The organism is Mesorhizobium sp. M8A.F.Ca.ET.021.01.1.1 (genome assembly GCF_003998025.1).
Classification (GTDB): Bacteria; Pseudomonadota; Alphaproteobacteria; order Rhizobiales; family Rhizobiaceae; genus Mesorhizobium.
Genome location: NZ_RZSJ01000029.1, coordinates 1 through 21,629, shown reverse-complemented (window position 1 = coordinate 21,629; position 21,629 = coordinate 1). Strand labels below are relative to the sequence as shown.

At 63.9% G+C, this 21,629-nt stretch carries 20 protein-coding genes and 1 pseudogene; 13 read left to right on the top strand and 8 right to left on the bottom strand.

Going from position 1 to position 21,629, the window contains the following annotated elements; translation table 11 throughout:
• Positions 1 to 904, bottom strand: a 904-nt coding sequence (gene argE, locus EOA36_RS04985) for an acetylornithine deacetylase (protein ID WP_127275844.1), incomplete at its 3' end; no start/stop codon positions are given.
• A gap of 223 nt (positions 905 to 1,127) precedes the next feature.
• On the opposite strand from argE, the gene EOA36_RS04980 reads away from it, so the two are divergent.
• On the top strand, positions 1,128 to 3,197 hold the full coding sequence (locus tag EOA36_RS04980) for an FAD-dependent oxidoreductase (RefSeq protein ID WP_127275843.1): 2,070 nt from the start codon (positions 1,128 to 1,130) through the stop codon (positions 3,195 to 3,197).
• A 53-nt stretch (positions 3,198 to 3,250) separates the two neighbouring features.
• Here EOA36_RS04980 and EOA36_RS04975 read toward each other — a convergent pair whose 3' ends face one another.
• The 6 genes from EOA36_RS04975 to EOA36_RS04950 all read right to left on the bottom strand — a co-directional run bounded on the left by EOA36_RS04975 (position 3,251) and on the right by EOA36_RS04950 (position 8,929).
• Positions 3,251 to 4,276 carry an ABC transporter ATP-binding protein gene (locus tag EOA36_RS04975; RefSeq protein WP_127275842.1) on the bottom strand — a complete coding sequence of 342 codons (1,026 nt, stop codon included), beginning with the start codon at positions 4,274 to 4,276 and terminating at the stop codon, positions 3,251 to 3,253.
• Between the two features lie 8 nt (positions 4,277 to 4,284).
• Positions 4,285 to 5,127 (bottom strand): carbohydrate ABC transporter permease, encoded by an 843-nt coding sequence (locus tag EOA36_RS04970; RefSeq protein WP_127275841.1) that lies wholly within the window; start codon positions 5,125 to 5,127, stop codon positions 4,285 to 4,287.
• Entirely contained in the window at positions 5,124 to 5,978 is an 855-nt protein-coding gene (locus tag EOA36_RS04965; protein ID WP_127275847.1) for a sugar ABC transporter permease, read from the bottom strand. Before EOA36_RS04965 ends, EOA36_RS04970 begins: the two co-directional genes overlap by 4 nt.
• A gap of 90 nt (positions 5,979 to 6,068) precedes the next feature.
• Entirely contained in the window at positions 6,069 to 7,313 is a 1,245-nt protein-coding gene (locus EOA36_RS04960; RefSeq protein WP_127275840.1) for a sugar ABC transporter substrate-binding protein, read from the bottom strand.
• 75 nt (positions 7,314 to 7,388) lie between these two features.
• Positions 7,389 to 8,174: an SDR family oxidoreductase gene (locus tag EOA36_RS04955; RefSeq protein ID WP_127275839.1), complete on the bottom strand. Its 786-nt coding sequence runs from the start codon at positions 8,172 to 8,174 to the stop codon at positions 7,389 to 7,391.
• On the bottom strand, positions 8,171 to 8,929 hold the full coding sequence (locus EOA36_RS04950) for a FadR/GntR family transcriptional regulator (protein ID WP_127275838.1): 759 nt from the start codon (positions 8,927 to 8,929) through the stop codon (positions 8,171 to 8,173). The genes EOA36_RS04955 and EOA36_RS04950 overlap by 4 nt, the downstream gene beginning before the upstream one ends.
• A 131-nt stretch (positions 8,930 to 9,060) precedes the next feature.
• Between EOA36_RS04950 and EOA36_RS04945 the strand changes: the two genes are divergently transcribed.
• The 4 genes from EOA36_RS04945 (at position 9,061) to EOA36_RS04930 (ending at position 12,313) form a co-directional block, all read left to right on the top strand.
• Positions 9,061 to 10,200, top strand: a complete 1,140-nt coding sequence (locus tag EOA36_RS04945) for a mandelate racemase/muconate lactonizing enzyme family protein (RefSeq protein ID WP_245464248.1) — start codon at positions 9,061 to 9,063, stop codon at positions 10,198 to 10,200.
• A 58-nt stretch (positions 10,201 to 10,258) separates the two neighbouring features.
• On the top strand, positions 10,259 to 11,125 hold the full coding sequence (locus EOA36_RS04940) for a DUF6772 family protein (RefSeq protein ID WP_127275846.1): 867 nt from the start codon (positions 10,259 to 10,261) through the stop codon (positions 11,123 to 11,125).
• Complete coding sequence (locus EOA36_RS04935; RefSeq protein ID WP_127275836.1) at positions 11,125 to 11,460, top strand: hypothetical protein; 336 nt, start codon at positions 11,125 to 11,127, stop codon at positions 11,458 to 11,460. Before EOA36_RS04940 ends, EOA36_RS04935 begins: the two co-directional genes overlap by 1 nt.
• A 70-nt stretch (positions 11,461 to 11,530) precedes the next feature.
• Entirely contained in the window at positions 11,531 to 12,313 is a 783-nt protein-coding gene (locus EOA36_RS04930) for an SDR family oxidoreductase (protein WP_127275835.1), read from the top strand.
• 53 nt (positions 12,314 to 12,366) lie between these two features.
• Here the strand turns inward: EOA36_RS04930 and EOA36_RS04925 are convergent, their stop codons facing one another.
• Complete coding sequence (locus tag EOA36_RS04925; RefSeq protein ID WP_127275845.1) at positions 12,367 to 13,689, bottom strand: MFS transporter; 1,323 nt, start codon at positions 13,687 to 13,689, stop codon at positions 12,367 to 12,369.
• Positions 13,690 to 13,894: 205 nt separating this feature from the next.
• Here EOA36_RS04925 and cyoA point away from each other — a divergent pair, with 205 nt between their 5' ends.
• The 8 genes and pseudogenes from cyoA to EOA36_RS04885 all read left to right on the top strand — a co-directional run.
• On the top strand, positions 13,895 to 15,076 hold the full coding sequence (cyoA, locus tag EOA36_RS04920) for a ubiquinol oxidase subunit II (protein ID WP_127275834.1): 1,182 nt from the start codon (positions 13,895 to 13,897) through the stop codon (positions 15,074 to 15,076).
• A gap of 10 nt (positions 15,077 to 15,086) precedes the next feature.
• Positions 15,087 to 17,084, top strand: a complete 1,998-nt coding sequence (cyoB, locus tag EOA36_RS04915; protein WP_127275833.1) for a cytochrome o ubiquinol oxidase subunit I — start codon at positions 15,087 to 15,089, stop codon at positions 17,082 to 17,084.
• Positions 17,085 to 17,093: 9 nt separating this feature from the next.
• Positions 17,094 to 17,719: pseudogene (gene cyoC, locus EOA36_RS04910) on the top strand (cytochrome o ubiquinol oxidase subunit III).
• Complete coding sequence (gene cyoD, locus EOA36_RS04905) at positions 17,716 to 18,093, top strand: cytochrome o ubiquinol oxidase subunit IV (RefSeq protein ID WP_127275832.1); 378 nt, start codon at positions 17,716 to 17,718, stop codon at positions 18,091 to 18,093. The pseudogene cyoC and the gene cyoD overlap by 4 nt, the downstream one beginning before the upstream one ends.
• A complete protein-coding gene (locus tag EOA36_RS04900; RefSeq protein WP_127275831.1) occupies positions 18,090 to 18,905 on the top strand; it encodes an SURF1 family protein in 816 nt (271 codons plus the stop codon). The genes cyoD and EOA36_RS04900 overlap by 4 nt, the downstream gene beginning before the upstream one ends.
• Complete coding sequence (locus EOA36_RS04895) at positions 18,902 to 20,254, top strand: ATP-binding protein (protein ID WP_127275830.1); 1,353 nt, start codon at positions 18,902 to 18,904, stop codon at positions 20,252 to 20,254. The genes EOA36_RS04900 and EOA36_RS04895 overlap by 4 nt, the downstream gene beginning before the upstream one ends.
• Positions 20,244 to 20,780 carry a response regulator transcription factor gene (locus EOA36_RS04890; RefSeq protein WP_189343529.1) on the top strand — a complete coding sequence of 179 codons (537 nt, stop codon included), beginning with the start codon at positions 20,244 to 20,246 and terminating at the stop codon, positions 20,778 to 20,780. Before EOA36_RS04895 ends, EOA36_RS04890 begins: the two co-directional genes overlap by 11 nt.
• Positions 20,781 to 20,891: 111 nt before the next feature.
• A partial coding sequence (locus tag EOA36_RS04885) for a DUF763 domain-containing protein (protein WP_127275828.1) occupies positions 20,892 to 21,629 on the top strand: 738 nt, incomplete at its 3' end.

Below are 21,629 nucleotides of genomic sequence, written 5' to 3'. Positions count from 1 at the left end.
GGCCCGGATAGGTATTGGTGATCTCGATTTCGATCGCGGCCTCGGCCGCGATCGAAGCGGCGTCCTCGGCGATGCGCGCCGCGGTAATGCGCAGCCTGTCGAGAATGCCGGCGGCATCGTCGGCGGCAACGTTGCGGATCTCGAAATCGACCTGGCACAGGTTGGGCACGATGTTGAGCGCGACGCCGGCATTGATCTTGCCGACATGCACCGTCGTGTAGGGAATGTCGTAGTCGCCGTCGCGGGCGCCGTCACGGGCCAGCCGCTCCTGTTCGTCACGCAAGGCGCGCACGAAATCGCAGCCGAGATGGATGGCATTGAGCGCCAGCGGGGCGAGCGCCGAATGGCCTTCGCGTCCCCTGCAGATGGCGCGAGCGGCAAGCTTGCCCTTGTGCCCGGTCGCCACCCGCATGTTGGTCGGCTCGCCGACGATGCACAGCAGCGGGCGTTGCGGCGCCGCGCTCAGCACTTCGATCAGGTCGCGCACGCCCAGGCAGCCGACTTCCTCGTCATAGGAGAGCGCCAGATGCAGCGGCGTCCGAAGCGCCATCTTGGAGGCCTTGACGCAGGCCGCGAGCGCGCAGGCCACAAAACCCTTCATGTCCGCAGCGCCGCGTCCATAAAGCTTGCCGTCATGCTCGGTCATTTCGAACGGCGGCAGCGTCCAGTTCTGGCCGTCGACGGGAACGACGTCGGTGTGGCCCGACAGCATGACACCGGGCCGGTCGGCCGGGCCGATGGTGGCAAAGAGGTTGGCCTTGTGTCCGTCCGCGCTGCGGACGATCTGGCAGGCAACGCCGTTCGCTTCGAGCAAGTCGGTCACATAGCCGATCAGGTCGAGGTTCGAGTCGCGGCTCACCGTCGGGAATGCAATCAGCCTTTCGAGTATCCTGATACTGTCCATGTTCCAGTCTCGCTGTGAGGTCCTGGCTGTCTAGCACCATGCCGCCAATGCCCTGAAGTCGCATTTCACTCAGCCCCGGTTCAACACAGACTAATCCGCGCCGGCGCGCGATTAGGCGCGTCCTAATCGGCGCAGAAGAAATCCGTAGTTTTCCCGCGCCGGCTCCAATCTATGAGTAGTCTCGGCGAGACCGGCGGTGCCGGGCCTGCACGGAGGAAGCACCATGCGCGACCCACGCTACGACATCCTGTTCGAGCCGATGAAGATAGGTCCGGTAACGGCCAAGAACCGCTTCTATCAGGTTCCGCATTGCAATGGCGGCGGCTATCGAGATCCGTCGGCCGCGGCCGAGATGCGCCGCATCAAGTCGGAAGGCGGATGGGGCGTCATCTTCACCGAGCAGACGGAGATGCACCACACTTCCGAGATCACGCCCTTCATCGAATTGCGGCTATGGGACGACGCCGACATTCCCGCCTTGGCCAAGATGGCGAGAGCCATGCACGAACACGGCGCGCTGGCCGGCATCCAGCTCGCCTATTCCGGGATCAACGGTCCCAACCTCTACACCAAGGAGGTGCCGCGAGGGCCGTCGGCCCTGCCGATCCGCACCTTCACCAACGATCCGGTGCAGGCACGCGCCATGGACAGAGAGGATATCCGCGACCTGCGTCGCTGGCACCGCAATGCCTTCAAACGCGCGAAGCAGGCGGGTTTCGACCTGGTATGCCTCTATGGCGCGCACGGTTTCGGCATCATCCAGCATTTCCTGTCGACGGCCACCAACCAGCGCGGCGACGAATATGGCGGCTCGCTGGAAAACCGTTCGCGGCTGATGCGCGAGCTGATCGAGGAAGGGCGCGACGCGATCGGCGACACCTGCGGCCTGACGCTCAGGCTGTCGCTGGATGAGATGATCGGCGAGCTCGGCTTCGCCAATTCGGAAGTCCGCGACATGATCGAGATGCATGCCGACCTGCCTGATCTGTGGGATCTCGCGCACGGCGCCTGGGAGGATTGCTCCGGCCCGTCGCGCTTCAAGGACGAGGCGGCGCAGGAAAACCTGGTGTCGGGCATCAAGAAGCTGACCTCGAAGCCGGTCGTCGGCGTCGGCCGCTTCACCTCGCCCGACGTGATGGTGAGAATGATCAGGTCAGGCACGCTCGACTTCATCGGTTGCGCCCGCCCGTCGATCGCCGATCCCTTCCTGCCGAGGAAGGTCGAGGAGGGCCGCATCGAGGACATCCGCGAATGCATTGGCTGCAACATCTGCATCACCGGCGACATGACCATGTCGATCTCGCGCTGCACGCAAAACCCGACCTTCATGGAGGAATGGCGCAAGGGTTGGCATCCGGAGCGCATGCAGGCCAAGGGCGACAGCGACAGCGTGCTGATCGTCGGCGCCGGGCCTGCCGGACTGGAGGCCGCGCGTGCGCTCGGCCTGCGCGGTTACAAGGTGGCCATCGCGGAAGCAGGTACCGAGCTTGGCGGGCGCGTGGCGCGCGAAAGCAAACTTCCGGGCCTGTCGGCCTGGGGCAGGGTGCGCGACTATCGGCAGTATCAGCTCGGCCAGATGCCTGATGTCGACATCTATTTCGAAAGCCAACTGACGGCGGATGACATCCTGTCCTTCGGCTTCCAGAACATCGCCATCGCCACCGGATCGACGTGGCGCCGCGATGGCGTCGCGCGTGCCCATATCGTGCCGATGCCGATCGACGGCGCGATGCCGGTCTACACGCCTGACGATCTGATGGACGGCAAGGTCCCTTCCGGCAAGGTCGTGCTGTTCGACGACGACCACTACTACATGGGCGGCGTACTCGCTGAGCTGATGGCCCGTCAGGGAACGAAGGTGACCTTGGTGACGCCATCGGCCTATGTCTCGGACTGGACCCGCAACACGTTGGAGCAGGGGGCCATTCACCGCCGCCTGGCGGAGCTCGGGGTCGATGTCGTGCTCAACAGGAGCGTCGTGAGTGTCGCTTCTGGCGGTGTCGTGACGGCTTGCGTCTACACCGGCGCAACGCAGAATCTGGCGGCGGACGCCGTCGTCCTGGTCACCTCTCGCAATCAGGACGACGCCGTTTGGCGCGATCTCAAGGTCCGGGAAAACGAGTGGGCCGACAATGGCATCCGTTCGGTCAAGGTCATCGGCGACGCCGAAGCACCGGGGCCCATCGCATGGGCAACCTATGCCGGCCACCGCTTCGCCCGCGAGCTGGACGAACCCGACATCGGCGACGCATTGCCGTTTCGGCGGGAAGTCACGGCGCTGGCGGCGGGATAGATCGTACGGCACGGATCGCAGGAGCGTCGCGCTGCTTGATCGCGCGGCAGATATCAGACCGCCCGTCCTTCCTTGTCGAAGAAATGCAGATGTCCGGATTCGGCCCGCAGGCCGACCTCGGCGCCGGTTTCGGGCGCCGGTCCTTGATTGTGGATGACGAGGCAGGTCTGCCCCCCATCCAGCGCGACATGGAGCAGCGTGACGGCGCCGGTATATTCCGCCAGCCCTACCTTGCCGCGCAACGTGCTGTTCGAGGGCTGGCCCAGCGACAGGTGCTCGGGTCGAATGCCGACCGACGTGGCCGTCGCGGGGACCGACGCGCCAAGCGCGATCGGCTGTCCGTCGGCAAGTGGCAGGATGTTCATCTTGGGGCTGCCGATGAACTGAGCGACGAAGATGGTCCGCGGGCTGTCGTAGAGGTCGCGGGGCGAGCCGACCTGTTCGATCCTGCCGTCGCGCAACACCACGATCTTGTCGGCAAGCGTCATGGCCTCGATCTGGTCGTGGGTCACATAGATCATCGTCGTCGACAGGCGTTGGTGCAACGCCGCGATCTCGGAGCGCATGTGGACACGCAGTTCGGCATCGAGGTTCGAGAGCGGCTCGTCGAAAAGGAAGACGTCCGGATTGCCGACGATGGCCCGGCCGATGGCCACGCGCTGACGCTGTCCGCCCGACAACTGACGCGGAAAGCGGTCGAGCAACGGTTCGAGCTTCAGCGTCGCGGCGGCTTCCGAAACACGGCGGGCGCGTTCGCTGGCCGGCACCTTGCGGACCTTGAGGCCGAAACCCATGTTGTCGCGGACCGTCAGATGCGGATAAAGCGCGTAGGACTGGAACACCATGGCCACGCCGCGCTTGGCCGCCGGCACCTCGTTGACCAGGCGGCCGCCTATGTGGAGTTCGCCGTCGCTGATGTGCTCGAGGCCGGAGATCAGCCGCAGCAGCGTCGACTTTCCGCATCCCGACGGACCGACGAAGACCACGAACTCGCCATCCTCGATCTCGAGATCGACGCCGCGGATGACCTCGACGGTGCCGAAATTCTTGCGGATGTCCTTGAGCAGAACCTTTGTCATGACGTCCCTTATCCCTTGACGCCGGAGAGGGCGAAGCTCTCGATGATCTGGCGCTGGGCGATCAGATAGATGATGAGGATGGGAACCACCGCCAGGCTCGTCGCCGCCAGTTGCAGGTTCCACAGGGGCAGGCCGTAGCTGTCGTTGAAATTTGACAGCGCCAGCGGCAGCGTGAACTTCTCCAGCGAACTGAGGAAGATCAGCGGTTCGAGGAACAGGTTCCACGAATGCAGGAAAGTGATGATCGCGACCGCGGCAAGCGCCGGCCGCGACATGGGCAGCGCGATCTTCAACCAGACGCCGAAGCGCGATAGTCCATCCATCTTGCCGGCATCCTCGAGTTCCTTGGGCAGCGCCAGAAAGAACTGGCGCATCAGGAACGTCGCCACCACGCCCTGCGGGCCGAAGACCGGCAGCAGGATGAGCGGCCAGTGCGTGTCGATCAGGCCCATGGCGCGGATCAGGAAGAAGTTCGGGATGATGGTGACCTCTTCCGGCACCATCAGCGCCATCACCAGGAACAGCATCAAAAGGCCCGCACCCGCAAAACGGATGCGCGCCAGCGCATAGCCCGCCAGCGAGGCGATGAACAGGGTCAACGCCGTCACCGTCGCGGCAATGTAGAGCGAGTTGAAATACTGCCGCGCGAAGGGCTGATAGGTGAACACTTCCACAAAATTCTCGAAGCGCCAGACGCGCGGGATCAAGGTCGGCGTGCCGAAGATTTCGGTGGTGCTCTTGAAGCCACCGGAAATCATCCACAGGAACGGGAACACGAAGGGCACCGCCAGCAGCAGCAGGGCCACGGTCCAGCAGATACGATAGAGGATTTCGGTCCGGCGCGCGGTCACTCCATATCCCTCCGCCGCAGCATCACCTGCACCAGGGTCAGCGCCATGACGATGACAAACATGATCAGCGCCAGTGCGGCCGCGTAGCCGACGTTGAAGAATTTGAAGCCCTGCTGGTAGATGTAGAACGCCAGTACCAGCGTGCCGTTTTCCGGGCCGCCGCCGGTCATCTGGTAGATGTGGTCGAACACCTTGAACGACCCGATCGTCGTCAGAACCATGATGACGAGCGTCGTTGGCGCAAGCAGCGGCCAGGTGATCATGCGGAAGACCTGCCAGCGCGAAGCGCCTTCCAGCGTCGCCGCTTCCTCGTAGTCGCGCGGTATCGACTGCAGCGCCGCGATGTAGAGGATCATGTTGAGCCCGACCATCTTGATGACGCGGGTGACGATGACCGCCGCCATCGCCCAGTTGGGCTCGCGCAGCCAGTTCGGACCGTTTATGCCGATCCAGGCCAGCATCTGGTTCACGGCGCCGCCTTCACCTTGCAGCATGAATTTCCAGACGATCGCCCAAGCAATCGCCGACGTGACCACCGGCGCGAAGAATACCGTGCGAAAGAAGACGACGCCGAAGAACGGCCGCGACAGCGCCAGCGCAAGCGAGAGCGCCAATGCCATGTTCAGGGGCACGAGCCCCAGCGCGAAGATCACGGAATTGCGCACGACATGCCAGAAGTCGGGGTTCTCCAGCAGGACGTTGTGGAAATTGCGGAGCCCGACGAACGTCGCCTGTTGGCTGAGCAGGTTCCACTCGGTCGTCGAATAGTAGAAAATGGCGACCAGCGGGCCGAGGAAGAAGATCAGGAAGCCGATCAGCGTCGGGCTGACGAACAGCCACGCTTCCAGCATTTCCCTGGTCTTCAAGGTCAGCCACGGCGCGCCCGCAGCGCGCGCCGCATTGTCCCGGAATGCCTTGCCGGCCACGAAGCGGAGCCCCTGTCAGAGCAGCGGCTGGATGGCTGCGCAGACGCCCTTCAGCGCCTCTTCGACATTGGCGTCGGCCCGCCACAATGCGTCGACGCGCGGCGCCATCGCCGCGAAGATCTGCGGCACATGCTCATGCGAGGGATGGACGCGGCCGTTGACGATCGCGGCGGCCACGCTCTTCATCTGTTCCGGCGGGATCAGCTTGTTGGAATTGACAAAGGCGTCGCTCTCCAGAACGCTCTTGCGGGCCGGCGGGAAGAACTGCGCCATGACAGCCACATTGTCCTTGCTGGTCATCTCGGCGACCAACTGGGCGGCGAGCTCCGTGTTCTTGCCCGATGCAAAGATGGTCAGCGCGGCCTGGCCGATGACCGGAGCCTCGCCGGCCGGTCCCGAAGGCAGCGGAGCAATGCCCCATTTGAAACCCGCCTCGGGCATCTTCGAGGCCCGTGAGATCTGGTTCACGGTCATCGCCGAATTGCCGGAGAAATAGTCGCCCTGTTCCCCCGGCGGCACGATCGACTTGTCCTTGAACACCATGTCGTGGAGCTGCTTGACGGCGGCCACCGCTTCCGGCTTGTCCAGGCCGCACTGGCCGTTGGCCCACAGATCGCCGCCATAGGCGCGCACGGGTGGCAGCAAGGCGTGCGTCATGCGCGATGCATAGCCTTCGCCGTCCTTGAACTCGAAGCCCCATTTGCCGGGATTGGCGTCGGTGACCTGCTTGGCGACCTCCTGGAATTTTTGCATGTTCCACTCGCCTTTCGCGGCAAGCTGGTTGGGGTCTTCGAGACCCGCTTTGTCGAACATGTCCTTGTTGTAGTAAATCAGGAAAGGCGAGGTCGAGAACGGCATGCCGTAGACCTTGCCGTCCTTTTGCCAGAGCGCCATCGCCGGCTCGGAGAAATCCTCGAAATTGTATCCCTCGGTCGCCTTCAGCGTCGGGCCGATGTCCATGAGTAGGCCGGCGTTCTCGAACGCCGGTGCGGCATCTTCCATCATCCAGGCGATATCGGGGGCGTTACCGCCGGCGACCTGGAAGGTGAGCTTCTGCGTATAGTCGGCGACCGGAACGGTCTCGAACTTCACCGTGACGCCCGGGTGCTTGGCGATGAAACCCGCGGCGATGCCGTTCAGCATCTTGAGATGGGCCTCGTTGCCGGTCCACACCGTCATCCGGAGTTCCTGGGCCATCGACTGTGCCGATAGGGCGCACAGCGCCACGGCCGATAGTGCGAGCTTGATTGCGGTCTTCATGATTTCCTCCCGAAACGCTGATGGTCACTCAACAACTGTGGGCGCGATATCAATGGCCTGGCCGGCGGCGTGTGGTCATGCTGCCGCTCCTGGCAAGGCACCGGGCGCGTCACCGATCGTCCAACCGCCATCGACGGGGATGTCGGCACCGGTGATGTAGCGGGCCGCATCGCTGCACAGGAAAACGAACGCGCCGACGACGTCATCGGGCTGGCCGTGGCGTCCGGCGGGAATCTTCGCCGCAACCGCCTGGCGGAAAGCGGCGTCCCGGTAACGCTCGGCGGTCGCATCCGTCTCGATCGCGCCGGGCGATACCACATTCATGGTGACGCCATGCGGTGCGACGTCACGCGCCATGGCGCGCACCGCCGTCAGCTGCGCGGCCTTCAGCGATGCATAGACGATCGTTTCGGCGCGCGGGCGCCTCGCCATCACGCTGCCGGTCGCCACCACGCGCCCCCATCCGCGCTTTGCCATGGCTGGAACCAGCCGCGTGGCCAAGGTGAGCAGGGCCGTGAAGTTGGCCGCGACATGTGCCTGGATATGCGCTTCGTCGACTTCGTCCCAGGCACGGCGCCGCTCGATCGCGCCGTTCGAGACCAGGATGTCGATGGCGCCGTCGCCGACTTCGTCCGCGAAGGCCGACATTGCCCTGCTGTCGGTGAAATCGGCCTCGTGCACAACGGTGCCGGGACCGATGGCCGCAGCCGTGTCGCGCGCGCCAGCGGCGTCGCCGAAATGGTGCAGCGCGACCGTGGCCCCCTGCTGGGCAAGGGCGATCGCAACCGCGCGCCCGATACCGGAGCTGGCGCCGGTGACCAGCGCCCGACGGCCGGCAATGGAAAAACGGTCCTGGCTCACGGCGACGGCTCCCCGAGCTTGTCGGCGACCTCGAACGAAGCGATGTCGGCCGCGTCGAAGTGTTCGTGAATGCGCCGGTCCGCGAGGTCGGTGTCGCCCGCCGCGATCGCGTCGTGGATCGCCTGGTGCCGTTCGACGGTGGCGCGCCAATCCGCCTCGCTGCGATTGGAGCGCCGCGAGAACAGCTCCGAAACCTCCCGTTGGACCGAACGCATCCCTTCCATCTGGATGCGGATCATGGAATTTCCAGTGGCTGTCGCGAGGCCGAGGTGGAACATGATGTCGGCCTGCGTGAAATCACCCGGCTTGCCAATGCCGGCCCGCATGTCGAGCAAAGCCTGGCGCATCAGGTCCAGCCCCCGCGGATCGCGGCGCTCGGCGGCAAGCCGGGCGATGCCGACCTCGATGACCCGGCGCATCTCGTTGGCTTCCTGAAGCCGCGTCAGGCTTGAACGGACGGCATAGGCATAGATGCGGTCCATAGGCTCGCCACTGAGCGCCTTGGCGCGCGCGACCTTGCCTTGCTGCGTCGACACCAGGCCCGCGCTGGTCAGCTGGCGCAGCGCCTCGCGTGCAATCGGCTTGGAGACGCCGAACTCCCGGGCGATCTCGCCTTCCGGCGGCAACGCCTCGCCAGGGGCGATGCGCCCGTCGAACAGCGCCGCTGCGATTGCATCTGAGACCCCATCCGCGAGGCGTGATGGGCTCGCGGGCTTCACGGCGAAAATCGATTTGCGTGCTGCTTCTGTGGCCATTCGGGATCCTCTTTTGGCTGCCTAGCACGATTGTCCCAAACATAGCAACTAAGTTTTCTGGTTGCTAAGTTTATAAGTGAGCGTTATGACGAGCCATCCGCAGGGACGAGGGAAGTCTGGTATCGATGCGCATGAGCGATCCAACCGTGGCCGGGCCGCTGAAGATTGCCGAGGTGATAGCCCATCCCCTCAGTCAGACGCTGCCCAGGCCGACGGTCACGTCATGGGGCGTCTACGAAAAGGTGTCGCTGGTTCTGGTCGAAGTGCGCACCACCGACGGCATTGGCGGGGTCGGCGAAACCCTGGCGCGATTTTCACCCAAGGCCTATGTCGAGTTGATCGAAAGTTCACTCAGGCCGCGCCTGCTCGGCCAGGACGCTCGCAACATCGGCGCCTTGTGGCAGTCGATGCGCCGCGCTTTGTCGGGCAGGGCAGGCGGTATGCTGATCGAGGCCATCGCCGGCGTCGATATCGCGCTATGGGATATACTGGGCAAGGCAACCGGACAGCCGATCGCCAAACTTCTTGGCGGCGTCGGACGTGATCGCATCGACGTCTACGCGGCGGCCGTCAACTGGGTCGACGACAAAGCCGCCGACGCTGAACTCGACCGCTACGTCGCCGAGGGTTTTACACGCATCAAGGTCAAGATGGCACGCCCTGTGCGGGACGCCTGCAAGCGCATCGAGCGCATCCGCAAGCGGGCCGGAGACGCGATCGGGCTCTGTGTCGATGCGAACTGGGCCTACAATCTGGACGAGGCCGTAGAGGTCGGCTGCGCGCTTTCGGCAAATGGCTATTTCTGGTTCGAGGAGCCGCTGCAGCCGGAGAACGAGCAGGGCTATGAGGAATTGCGTCGGCGCTGCGACGTACCGCTGGCCGGGGGCGAGAGCAATTTCACCCTCGACCAGGCGCAACGCCTGATCGCCAACCGCACGCTATCGGTGCTGCAGCCGGACGTGGCGCGCGCCGGCGGCATCTCCGAGACGCGCCGCATGGCCGAATACGCCGCCGCGCATGACGTCCGCTACGCTCCGCATATCGGCATGTCCGGCATCGTCTGCGAGACCGCAAGCGTCCACCTGGCAGCCGCTATGCCGAACTTCGGCGTGATGGAATGCGAGTGTGATGTCAGCCCGTTCAAGACGCATCTGGCCGATCTCGCGCCCGGCTGCGTCAGGCAGAAGAACGGCACGCTCGATGTCCCGCAAAAACCCGGGCTCGGCATCGAAATCGATTGGAAAGCCGTCAAGAAACTGAAAGCCGAATGAGGCCGAAGACCAGATGAAGAACCAGACTCCAGACCAGACCGGCGACCTGACCGAGGCGATGCGCTTGGCGCTGCTGCGCGCGGACCCCGCGCTCAGCCGTTTCGATCCGCTGCCGCGGATATTGTCGTTCGACAATTTCGCGCGCGGTCATTGCGGCTGGTCGCAGCTTGTCGGCAACTACGAGGACGATCTCGACACCATGCTGCCGGGCTACGCGCAGCACACCAGCGCGATGCTGTCGACGCTCGCCCACTGGGACGCGGGCTCGCATGGCGGGATGGATTCGTCCTATGCCCTCAAGATCGCGACGCGACCGGTGGCGGGCGCCCGCAACGTCGCCATCAAACGCCACACATTCCGCAAACGCGGGCCGATCCGTTTCGAAATTTATTTTACCTTCAAGCCGGAGGCCAACACGCTGAAGCTGTCCGAAACCGACGTGCGCTCCGTCGGCCTCCTCTTCGATCTGCAGGGCGGGGACCAGGACGGCAACAACGATCGCGTCATGCCGCATCTGCGCTTCTTGAACGCGCTCGACGGCCAGCATCTGCAGAAATGGCAGTACAAGCGCGAGACCGAAAGGATCACCCCGATCGGCACCGACAACAAGACGATCAGCCACTACCATCTGTCGCCGGAGGGCTGGGTCGATCTTCCCGGCGGATCGCAGCGTCTGTGCTACAACGAAATCCCCACCAAGGTGAACTGGACGTATTTGTGCTTCGATTTCGATCTGGCGACGATGACGGCGCTCGGGCTCAGGTGCAACGATCGCAGCTTTGATCTCTCGGGCTTCGATTCGATCCGCATCCCGGCGATGAAGAACCTGTGGTGCATGCTCAACTTCGGCCTTTTCGCCGAAACCGACGTCGCCAAACGAGCCTTCCTCTACGTCGATTCCATCTGCATCTCGGGAGATTTCTGATGCTGCCCGAGAACATCACCGCGGTCGTCTCCCGCAACGAACGCTGGCGTGGCGAAGCCGCCAGCGAGCCCTACGAGGCGGGATGGGCGCGCGAGGCGATCTTCTTCGTGCGGGCGCTCAAGCAACCCGTCGGCCCCATCGCCACGGCATGGGTCGAGGTCTCGCCGGACGGCATGCACTGGCTGCGCGAGGGCACCGAGTTTCCGATGCCAAAGGAGCGCGACGCCGTGGCGATGGCGCGGCTAGCCCATTTCGGCAACTGGCTGCGCGTCGCGGCAAGGTTCGACAGCGGCGCCGAATGTACAGTGCTGGTGACGCTGCACCTGAAGGCCTGAACCGGCTCGCGCCAACGTCACAGGCCTCGCCTACGGCTGGCCATCCCTCTTTCGATCTCATGGAGAAATCATGATCGACGCATACGCCACATTTGCCCCGGACAGCTTTGCCGGCAAGACTGTGCTGGTGACCGGTGCCGCAAGCGGCATGGGTTTCGAAACCGCCCGTGCATTCCTCTCCAAGGGGGCCGAGGTCGTGATGTGCGACCGTGATGCGGACGGCCTTGCAAGGCGCCATGAAGAGCTGGGCGGGATGGCCGGGACGCCGCACAAGGTGGTGGCCGACATGGGTGATCCCGACAGCATCGGGCGCATGTTCGACTATTGCGATGCCAGGCTGGCGCGGCTCGACAATGTCGTCACCTGTGCCGCGATTATCACCGCCAAGCGAATCCCCGACCAGGATTGGGCGCACTGGCAGCGCGTGCTGGGCGTCAACTTGCTGGGCACCTTCTTCACGGTCCAAGGCGCGGTGCAGCGCATGCAGGGCAGCGGCGGGGGAAACATCGTCTGCGTGGCATCGGACGCCGGCGTGCATGGCGGTGGCGGCCTTATCGCCGACACGGCCTATGCGGCCTCGAAGGCCGGCACGCTGTCGCTGGTGAAGTCGGTCGCGCGCGAACTGGCGGGAAAGGCGGTGCGCATCAACGCCCTCAATCCGGGGCCGACCGATTCGCCGATGCATTCCCACATCGACCCGGCCCTCAAGGACCGCATCGCAGCCAATCTGCCCATACGCCGCATGGGCCGGCCCGACGACATGGCCGCCGCGATCCTGTTCCTGTGCTCCGACGCCGCGAGCTTCGTCTATGGCGCGGCGCTCGACGTCGATGGCGGTTCGATGTTCCGCTGACCGGCGGGGCAGCCGCCCTGCGACGCTCGCTGACCCTCGCCGCCATAGAGCGTTCAGTCGGTCGGACGGTCCGCGGCCGAACGCCGTCCATCGATCCACAAGGCAAGCAAGGTGCAGGCCGCGCCCGAAAGCAGGTAGGCGCCCGCGGCGATGAGGCCGAAATTGCCGGCCAAAAGCAATGCCGCGAGTGGCGCGAAGCCGGCGCCGAACATCCAGGCGAGATCCGAGGTTATCGCCGAACCGGTATAGCGATGCTGTCGCGAAAAGCTCGATGCGACGACACCCGACGATTGCCCGAAGCTCAGCCCCAGCAGGATGAAGCCCAGCACCATGAACAGGGCCTCGCCAACGGTGCCGCCATCCAGCAGCTGCGGGGCAAAGCCGCTGAACGTCGCGATGGCGATCGCCGAACCGCCGAGCAGCGCGCGGCGTCCGACACGATCGGCGAGCGGGCCTGACGCGACGATGGCGGCGATGCCGAACAGCGCGCTCACCGCCTCGATCGCCAGGAAGCGCGCCGGCCCCTCATTGGTGAACAGGAACACCCAGGAGAGCGGAAACACCGTCACCATGTGGAACAGGGCGAAACTCGCCAGCGGCGCGAAGGCGCCGATAACGACATTGCGGCCCTCGGCCCTGATCGTGTCCCTTATGCGCGTCGGCTGGAGGTCGCCGCTCTCGTACAGTTTCGAGAATTCGGGCGTCACCACAATGCGCAGCCTGGCGAACAGGGCCACGACATTGATGGCGAACGCGACGAAGAAGGGATAGCGCCAACCCCAGGCAAGAAAGTCGTCGGCCGACAGGTTGGCGACGAAGAAGGCGAAGAGAGCGCTGGCCACGATGAGGCCGATCGGAGCCCCCAGTTGCGGGATCATGGCATAGAAGCCGCGCCGGTTCCGTGGCGCGTTCAGCGCCAGCAGCGAGGGCAGGCCGTCCCACGTCCCGCCGAGCGCCACGCCCTGCCCGATGCGGGCCAGTGCCAAAAGCCAGATCGCGAGCGCGCCGATATCGCCATAGGCGGGAAGGAACGCGATGGCGACGGTCGAGGTGCCGAGCAGGAACAGCGCGATCGTCAATTTCGCACCGCGACCGTAGGCGCGATCGACCGCCATGAACAGGACGGAGCCGAAGGGACGGGCGATGAAGGCCAGCGCGAAGATGGCGAAGGAGTAGAGCGTTCCGACGAGCGGATCATGCGTCGGAAACACCAGCTTGGGGAACACGATGACGGACGCGATCGCATAGACGAAGAAGTCGAAGAATTCCGACGTCCTGCCCACGATCACGCCGACCGCGATATCGCCCGCGCTGACCTGGCCATGATGCGAGCCGATCAACTCGCTGTTTGTTTCGGCAGTCGAAGTCTGAGCCATCTTGTCCGTCGCCACCGCGTGGATGAAATACCCGGGACGCATTTGTAGCAATCCCATTGTGCAATGCACACTGCGCCAGACCCGGCCCGGCTGGGCATTGGACAAATTGTCCAATGTCACCGTGCCGTCGCCGGCAGTAGCCCTCTGTCGATACCGCACTGCAACATCGCAACGCGCTGCGGCGATCCATCGAGGGCAGTGTCTGATGAAACGATTTGGAGCCTTGCTTCTGCTTTCCCTGGCCGGGCTGTTGAGCGGCTGCGACATGGTCGTGCTCGCGCCGGCGGGCGATGTCGCGGCCCAGCAGCGCGACCTGCTGGTGGTCTCGACCCTGCTGATGCTGATCATCATCGTGCCGGTTATGGCGCTGACGGTCTTTTTCGCCTGGCGCTACCGGCAATCCAACGCCTCGGCGACCTATGCGCCGGACTGGGACCATTCGACGAAACTGGAACTGGTGATCTGGGCGGCACCGCTCCTCATCATCATATGCCTTGGTGCGCTGACCTGGCTCGGCACCCACCTGCTCGACCCATACCGCCGCATCGACCGGATCGAACCCGGCCAGCCCGTCACTCAGCTTCACAAGCCCCTCAGGGTCGAGGTCGTGGCGCTCGACTGGAAATGGCTCTTCATCTATCCCGATTACGGCATCGCCTCCGTCAATGAGCTGGCGGCGCCGGTCAACCAGCCGATCGATTTCCGCATCACCTCGTCGGCGGTGATGAATTCCTTCTACATCCCAGCCCTTGCCGGACAGATCTACGCGATGCCGGCGATGGAGACGAAGCTGCACGCCGTCATCAACCGGCCGGGCACCTATAGCGGTTTCTCCGCCAACTACAGCGGCGCCGGCTTTTCGGGCATGCGTTTCGCCTTCCACGGCCTGTCCGACCAGGCCTTCGACCAGTGGGTGGCACAGGCCAGGACCGCGTCGGCGGCGCTCAACCGCGACAGCTATCTCGAACTCGAAAAGCCGAGCGAGAACGAACCGGTCCGGCACTACGCCTCCGTCGATCCCAACCTCTATGGCGCCATCCTCAATCTGTGCGTCGAGCGCGGTAAGATGTGCATGAACGAGATGATGTCGATCGACGCCAAGGGTGGTCTCGGTCTTGCCGGTGTGCGCAACACCTTGCCGCTGCAATACGACAAGCTCGCGCGGCGTGGCGCGGTGTTCGGAAACGACCCCTCCTATGTCGCCAGCATCTGCACGGCGGAAGAGGCGGCTGCCGTCTCACGCGCGTCGCGCGATGCCTGGCCGAGCTATTGGCCGGCGAAGAACCTGTCGCCGCTTCGCGGGGCGGGGCTGCTCCGGCCAGGAACAGACAGCCGCAGCGCCGAGGCGGATACGCCGCCTCTCGGCCTGCTGCGGCGTGAATTGTGAGAGACAGCCGATGCCCGATACGCTGACCAAATTCATTTTCGGCCGCCTCACCTTGGAGTCGCTGCCGCTGCACGAACCCATCGTCGTCGCCACCTTCGTCGCTGTGGCGCTCGGCGGCATCGCGCTTCTCGGCGCGATCACCTATTTCAAGCTCTGGACCTATCTGTGGCGCGAATGGTTCACCAGCGTCGACCACAAGAAGATCGGCATCATGTACATGGTGCTCGGCCTCGTCATGCTTTTGCGCGGCTTCTCGGACGCCATCATGATGCGGCTCCAGCAGGCCATCGCCTTCAACGGCTCCGAGGGCTACCTGAACTCACATCACTACGACCAGATCTTCACCGCCCACGGCGTCATCATGATCTTCTTCGTGGCGATGCCCTTCGTCACCGGGCTGATGAACTTCGTCGTGCCGCTGCAGATCGGGGCGCGCGACGTGTCCTTCCCATTCCTCAACAGTTTCTCGTTCTGGATGACGGTCGGCGGCGCCATCCTCGTCATGGCCTCGCTGTTCGTCGGCGAATTCGCCCGCACCGGCTGGCTTGCCTATCCGCCGCTCTCCGGCATCGGCTACAGTCCCGACGTCGGTGTCGACTACTATATCTGGGCGCTGCAGGTGGCGGGTGTCGGCACGACGCTGTCGGGCATCAACCTGATCTGCACGATCATCAAGATGCGCGCGCCCGGCATGACGATGATGCGCATGCCCGTCTTCACCTGGACGTCGCTCTGCACCAACGTGCTGATCGTCGCCTCCTTCCCGGTGCTGACGGCGGTGCTCTCGCTGCTCGCGCTCGATCGCTATGTCGGCACCAACTTCTTCACCAACGACTTCGGCGGTAACCCGATGATGTATGTGAACCTCATCTGGATATGGGGTCACCCGGAAGTCTACATCCTCATCCTGCCGCTGTTCGGCGTCTTTTCCGAGGTCACCTCGACCTTCTCCGGCAAGCGCCTGTTCGGCTACACCTCGATGGTCTACGCCACGGTGGTCATCACCATCCTGTCGTATCTTGTTTGGCTGCACCACTTCTTCACCATGGGCTCCGGCGCCAGCGTCAATTCCTTCTTCGGCATCACCACGATGATCATCTCGATCCCGACCGGGGCGAAGATATTCAACTGGCTGTTCACCATGTATCGCGGCCGCATCCGCTTCGAACTGCCGATGATGTGGACGCTGGCCTTCATGCTCACCTTCGTTGTCGGCGGCATGACCGGCGTGCTGCTTGCCGTGCCGCCGGCGGACTTCGTGCTGCACAACAGCCTGTTCCTGATCGCCCACTTCCACAATGTCATCATCGGCGGCGTGCTGTTCGGCCTGTTCGCCGGCATTGCCTACTGGTGGCCCAAGGCCTTCGGATTCAAGCTCGATCCGTTCTGGGGCAAGGTCTCGTTCTGGTGCTGGGTGGTCGGCTTCTGGTTCGCCTTCATGCCGCTCTACATCCTCGGCCTGATGGGCGTGACGCGCCGCATGCGTGTGTTCGATGATCCCTCGCTGCAGATATGGTTCGTCATCGCCGCCTTCGGCGCGGTGCTGATCGCCTGCGGCATCGCCGCCTTCCTGATCCAGATCTTCGTCTCCATCCGCAGGCGTGGGGCGCTTGCCGATCCGACCGGCGATCCCTGGGACGGCCGCACGCTCGAATGGTCGACCTCCTCACCGCCGCCCGCCTACAATTTCGCCTTCACGCCGGTTATTCGCGACAACGATGCCTGGTGGGACATGAAGCAGGCCAGCTACATCAGGCCGCTCGCCGGCTTCAAACCGATCCACATGCCCAGCAACACCGGGACCGGCATCATCCTAGCCGCCTTCAGCGTCGCGCTCGGCTTCGGCCTGATCTGGTACATCTGGTGGCTGGCGGCGCTGAGCTTCGTCTGCCTCATCGCCACGGCGATCGGCCATACCTTCAATTATCACCGCGACTTCCACATTCCGGCGGCCGAAGTCTCGCAGACGGAGAAGACGAGGACCACGCTCCTCGCCGCTCAGGGTTAGGGTTTGAGCATGACATCGACGGCAATCACTGCCGACACCGAACCGGTCTTCCACCTGGAAGAAGAGCATCGCACGCCGAAGGCGGCTCAACCATGCTCGGCTTCTGGCTTTACCTGATGAGCGACTGTCTGATCTTCGCGATGTTGTTCGCCGCCTATGGCGTGCTTGGCGGCAACTATGCGGCCGGGCCCGCGCCCAAGGACCTGTTCGACCTCGATCTGGTGGCGGTCAACACCGCCATGCTGCTCTTCTCCTCGATCACCTATGGCTTCGCCATGCTGACCATGGACAAGGGGCGCGTCGCGGCGACACAAGCCTGGCTTGCCGTGACCATGCTGTTCGGCCTGGCCTTCCTGTCGATCGAACTCTACGAATTCGCGCACATGATCCATGAAGGCGCCACGCCGCAGCGCAGCGCTTTCCTGTCGTCCTTCTTCACGCTCGTCGGCACGCACGGCCTGCACGTGACCTTCGGTATCGTCTGGATGGTGACGCTGATGATCCAGGTCGCGAGATACGGTCTCATCGAGGCCAACCGCCGCCGGCTGATGTGCCTCAGCATGTTCTGGCACTTCCTCGACGTCGTCTGGATCGGCGTCTTTACCTTCGTCTATCTGATGGGGATGTTGCGATGAGCGCTCACGATCATGCCGAGGGGCACGGCCACGCCCATGGTGGGGCAGCACACGGATCGCTCCGGGGCTATCTGATCGGCTTCATCCTGTCGGTGATCCTGACCGCCATTCCATTCTGGCTGGTCATGAGCGGCGTCATCGATGACAAGCAGGCCACGGCCATCGTCATCATGGCCTTCGCGGTCGTGCAGATCGTGGTCCACATGGTCTTCTTCCTGCATATGAACACCGCCTCGGAAGGCGGATGGTCGATGCTGGCGCTGATCTTCACGCTGATCCTGGTTGTCATCGTGCTGACCGGTTCGCTCTGGGTGATGTACCATCTCAACGCCAACATGATGCCCGGGCTGCACGACATGCGCGAGATGCCATGAGCCCGGCGGGCTCTGGGAGGACCACCATCGAGGCGATCGGACAAACAGGCATCGGCCCGCGTCCCGTCCTGCAAGAGCGCGGCGGCAGGTCGTCCGTGTCGCGCCTTGTCCTTGTACTGCTCGGGCTCCTCGGCGTGCTGGTGTTTGCCGGGCTCGGCATATGGCAACTGGAAAGGCGGGTCTGGAAGCTCGACCTGATCGCTCGTGTCGACCAACGCATTCATGCCCCGGTTGTCGATGCGCCTGGCCCGGAGAGCTGGAACGGCATCACCGCGGCCGGTTACGAATACAGCCATGTGCGATTGGCGGGACGCTACCAGGGCGGCGCCAACACGCTTGTGCAGGCGGTGACCGAGCTTGGCGGCGGCTATTGGGTGCTGACGCCGATGCGGACCGACCGTGGCTTCGTCGTGCTGGTCAACCGCGGCTTCATTCCCCTGGGGCGCAAGACTGAGTTCGAACGGGAGAGAGGCGGCCCAACGGCGCCGGCCGTCATCGACGGCCTGTTGCGCATGAGCGAACCCGGCGGCGGCTTCCTGCGCAAGAACGACACCACGGGCAATCGCTGGTATTCGCGAGACGTCGCCGCCATAGCAACCGCGCACGGCTTGACGAGCAATGTCGCTCCCTATTTCGTCGATGCGGAAGCGTCACGCATGGAGGGCTGGCCGCGCGGCGGCTTGACCGTCGTGACCTTCCGCAACAGCCACCTGGCATATGCTTTGACCTGGTTCGCGCTCGCTGCGATGCTCGCCATTGCCCTGGCCAGGCCGATGATCGGCCACGGCCGACGGCGAGGACCCGCGAGATGAGCGTCCCCACGCAAGCGCTTCATCATGACAAATCCCTGGTGGCGGCATCCCTAGCCGGCAAGAACGGGGCAGTATCGCACCCTGATGCAACGAACAGGAAGAACCTGTTCCTGCTCATCCAACTGCGTTGGCTGGCGGTGGCGGGTCAGGTGCTCACCATTCTGGCGACGGAATACTGGTTCGATATCCCATTGCCGCTGGCGGAGATGGCCGGCGTGGTGCTTTTCCTGTTGGGCCTCAACATCTTCAGCCTGCTGGTCCTGCGCGGTATCAGGCCTATCAGCAACACCCAGCTCTTCGTTGCGCTCATCTTCGACATGGCGGCACTGACGACGCAGCTTTACCTGAGCGGCGGTGCGTCCAATCCGTTCGTATCGCTCTATCTCCTGCAGATCACGCTTGGCGCGGCACTGCTGACGCCAAGGTTTACCTGGATCCTCGTGGCGGCTGCGTCGGCCTGCTTCGTCTTCCTCATCTTCCTCTTCCAGCCGATCGCGATCCCGCATCATGGCGGCAGCGATCTCCTGTCCCTGCATATAAGGGGCATGTTCATCTGCTTCGTGCTGGCGGCCGGACTGATCGTGATCTTCATGACGCGCATCAACCGCAATCTGCGCGAGCGCGACGCCTATCTCGCCGATCTGCGCCAGCGCTCGGCCGAGGAGGACCACATCGTGCGCATGGGCCTGCTGGCCTCCGGCGCCGCGCACGAACTCGGCACGCCGCTTGCCACGATATCCGTCATCCTGTCCGACTGGCGCCAGATGCGCACGCTCACGCGCAACCGCGAAATGGCGGCCGACATGGCCGAGATGCAGGCCCAGATCGAGCGCTGCAAGCGCATCGTGTCCGGGATCCTGATGTCTTCCGGCCAGGCGAGGGGCGAGGGAACGATACGCACGACCATTCGCGGTTTCCTCGACGATCTGGTCGAGGAATGGCGCATCAGTCGCCAGCCATTCAAGCTGGAATACAAGAACGATTTCGACCCGGACGAGCAGATCGTATCCGACACGGCGCTGAAGCAGGTCATCTTCAACGTGTTCGACAATGCCCAGGAAGCATCGCAGGATTGGGTCGGCGTCACCGCCGAGCGGCAGGGCGACAAGCTGGTGATTTCCGTGCGCGATCGCGGGCCGGGTTTCAACGAGGGTATTCTGGCAGCACTTGGCCAACCCTATATGTCGAGCAAGGGACGGCCGGGCGGCGGTCTTGGCCTGTTCCTCGTCATGAACGTGGTCCGGAAACTGGGAGGCGATTTTTCGGCGCGCAACATGGAACAGGGCGCCTGTGTTACTCTTTCGCTGCCACTTCCGGCGCTGACCGATGGAGATGATCGTGAGGCCTGATCGATCCCTGTTTATCGTAGAGGACGACGCCACCTTCGCCAAAACGCTGAAGCGCTCCTTCGAAAAGCGCGATTACGACGTCGTCGTCTGCCACGACCGGGAAGCATTGCTTAGCGCCCTCGAAACAACTGTTCCGGCTTACGCTGTCGTCGACCTCAAGCTTGGAGCCGGCGGATCCGGACTGGAGTGCGTCAAGCTGCTCAGCGCCCGCGATGCTTCGATCAGGATTGTCGTGCTGACGGGGTTTGCCAGCATCGCCACGGCTGTCGAGGCGATCAAGCTCGGCGCGAGCCATTACCTGGCGAAACCCGCCAACACCGATGACATCGAAGCCGCCTTCGGCCGGGCCGAGGGCGATGTTTCCGTACCGCTCTCCTCCCGGCCCACCTCGATCAAGAATCTGGAATGGGAGCGCATCCACGAAACGCTGGTCGAAACCGGCTTCAACATCTCCGAAACCGCGCGCCGGCTTGGCCTGCATCGCCGCACTCTGGCCCGCAAGCTCGAGAAGCGCGTGGTGAGATAGCAGAGCGCATTTGCGTTCGCGATCGGGCCGGGTGCGACCATTCAGTGCTTCCGTGTGCGCTCCGGGATACCTATTTGTCTGAGATTCGCGGGCACCGGAGCAGGCAAGGACGTGGCGCAACGATCGGGCAGTGCTGATCTTCCCCTTCACGGCGGACGTGTGCCGAAATGGCTGGGCGATCGCATGACGCGTCTCGGCGCCGTCATGTCCGAGGCGATCATCCATCACTATGGCCGCAATGAATTGCTGCGGCGGCTGGCGCATCCGTTCTGGTTCCAGTCCTTCGGCGCCGTCATGGGCATGGACTGGCACTCGTCCGGCATCACGACCAGCGTCGTCGGCGCCTTGAAACGCGGTCTCACGCCGCTGTCGGGCGAGCTTGGCATTCATGTCTGCGGCGGCCGTGGCGCGCATTCGCGCAAAACCCCGCATGAATTAGCCGCCATCGGCGAGCGTATCGGCTTCGACGGCGCGCGCCTGGCAACCGCCAGCCGGCTGGTCGCCAAGGTGGACAGCGCCGCCGTCCAGGACGGTTTCGACCTCTATTTGCATGGCTTCATCGTCACCGACGACGGCGACTGGGTGGTGGTGCAGCAAGGCATGAACGGCGACAGCAAGGTGGCGCGCCGCTATCATTGGCTGTCCGAGGGTTTGAAGAGTTTCGTCGACCAGCCGCATGCCGCCATTGAAGGCGCCAACCAGGGCGAGATCGTCAACCTGACCGACCGGCGCGCCGAGGCCTCGCGCCAGGGACAGCTGGACCTGCTCCAGGATCTCGGGCCGGACCGCATCATTCGGGAGTTCGCCGCCTTGGAACCCGGTGCCGCGCCGGAGCCGGCGCAGCCATTG

Bases quoted from the DNA above. Each gene is read 5' to 3' on its own strand.
- EOA36_RS04980 (WP_127275843.1), top strand. From the start codon at position 1,128: ATGCGCGACCCACGCTACGACATCCTGTTCGAGCCGATGAAGATAGGT.
- EOA36_RS04975 (WP_127275842.1), bottom strand. From the start codon at position 4,276: ATGACAAAGGTTCTGCTCAAGGACATCCGCAAGAATTTCGGCACCGTC.
- EOA36_RS04965 (WP_127275847.1), bottom strand. From the start codon at position 5,978: ATGCTGGAAGCGTGGCTGTTCGTCAGCCCGACGCTGATCGGCTTCCTG.
- EOA36_RS04960 (WP_127275840.1), bottom strand. From the start codon at position 7,313: ATGAAGACCGCAATCAAGCTCGCACTATCGGCCGTGGCGCTGTGCGCC.
- EOA36_RS04950 (WP_127275838.1), bottom strand. From the start codon at position 8,929: ATGGCCACAGAAGCAGCACGCAAATCGATTTTCGCCGTGAAGCCCGCG.
- EOA36_RS04945 (WP_245464248.1), top strand. From the start codon at position 9,061: ATGAGCGATCCAACCGTGGCCGGGCCGCTGAAGATTGCCGAGGTGATA.
- EOA36_RS04940 (WP_127275846.1), top strand. From the start codon at position 10,259: ATGCGCTTGGCGCTGCTGCGCGCGGACCCCGCGCTCAGCCGTTTCGAT.
- EOA36_RS04935 (WP_127275836.1), top strand. From the start codon at position 11,125: ATGCTGCCCGAGAACATCACCGCGGTCGTCTCCCGCAACGAACGCTGG.
- EOA36_RS04930 (WP_127275835.1), top strand. From the start codon at position 11,531: ATGATCGACGCATACGCCACATTTGCCCCGGACAGCTTTGCCGGCAAG.
- EOA36_RS04925 (WP_127275845.1), bottom strand. From the start codon at position 13,689: ATGGCTCAGACTTCGACTGCCGAAACAAACAGCGAGTTGATCGGCTCG.
- cyoA (WP_127275834.1), top strand. From the start codon at position 13,895: ATGAAACGATTTGGAGCCTTGCTTCTGCTTTCCCTGGCCGGGCTGTTG.
- cyoB (WP_127275833.1), top strand. From the start codon at position 15,087: ATGCCCGATACGCTGACCAAATTCATTTTCGGCCGCCTCACCTTGGAG.
- cyoD (WP_127275832.1), top strand. From the start codon at position 17,716: ATGAGCGCTCACGATCATGCCGAGGGGCACGGCCACGCCCATGGTGGG.
- EOA36_RS04900 (WP_127275831.1), top strand. From the start codon at position 18,090: ATGAGCCCGGCGGGCTCTGGGAGGACCACCATCGAGGCGATCGGACAA.
- EOA36_RS04895 (WP_127275830.1), top strand. From the start codon at position 18,902: ATGAGCGTCCCCACGCAAGCGCTTCATCATGACAAATCCCTGGTGGCG.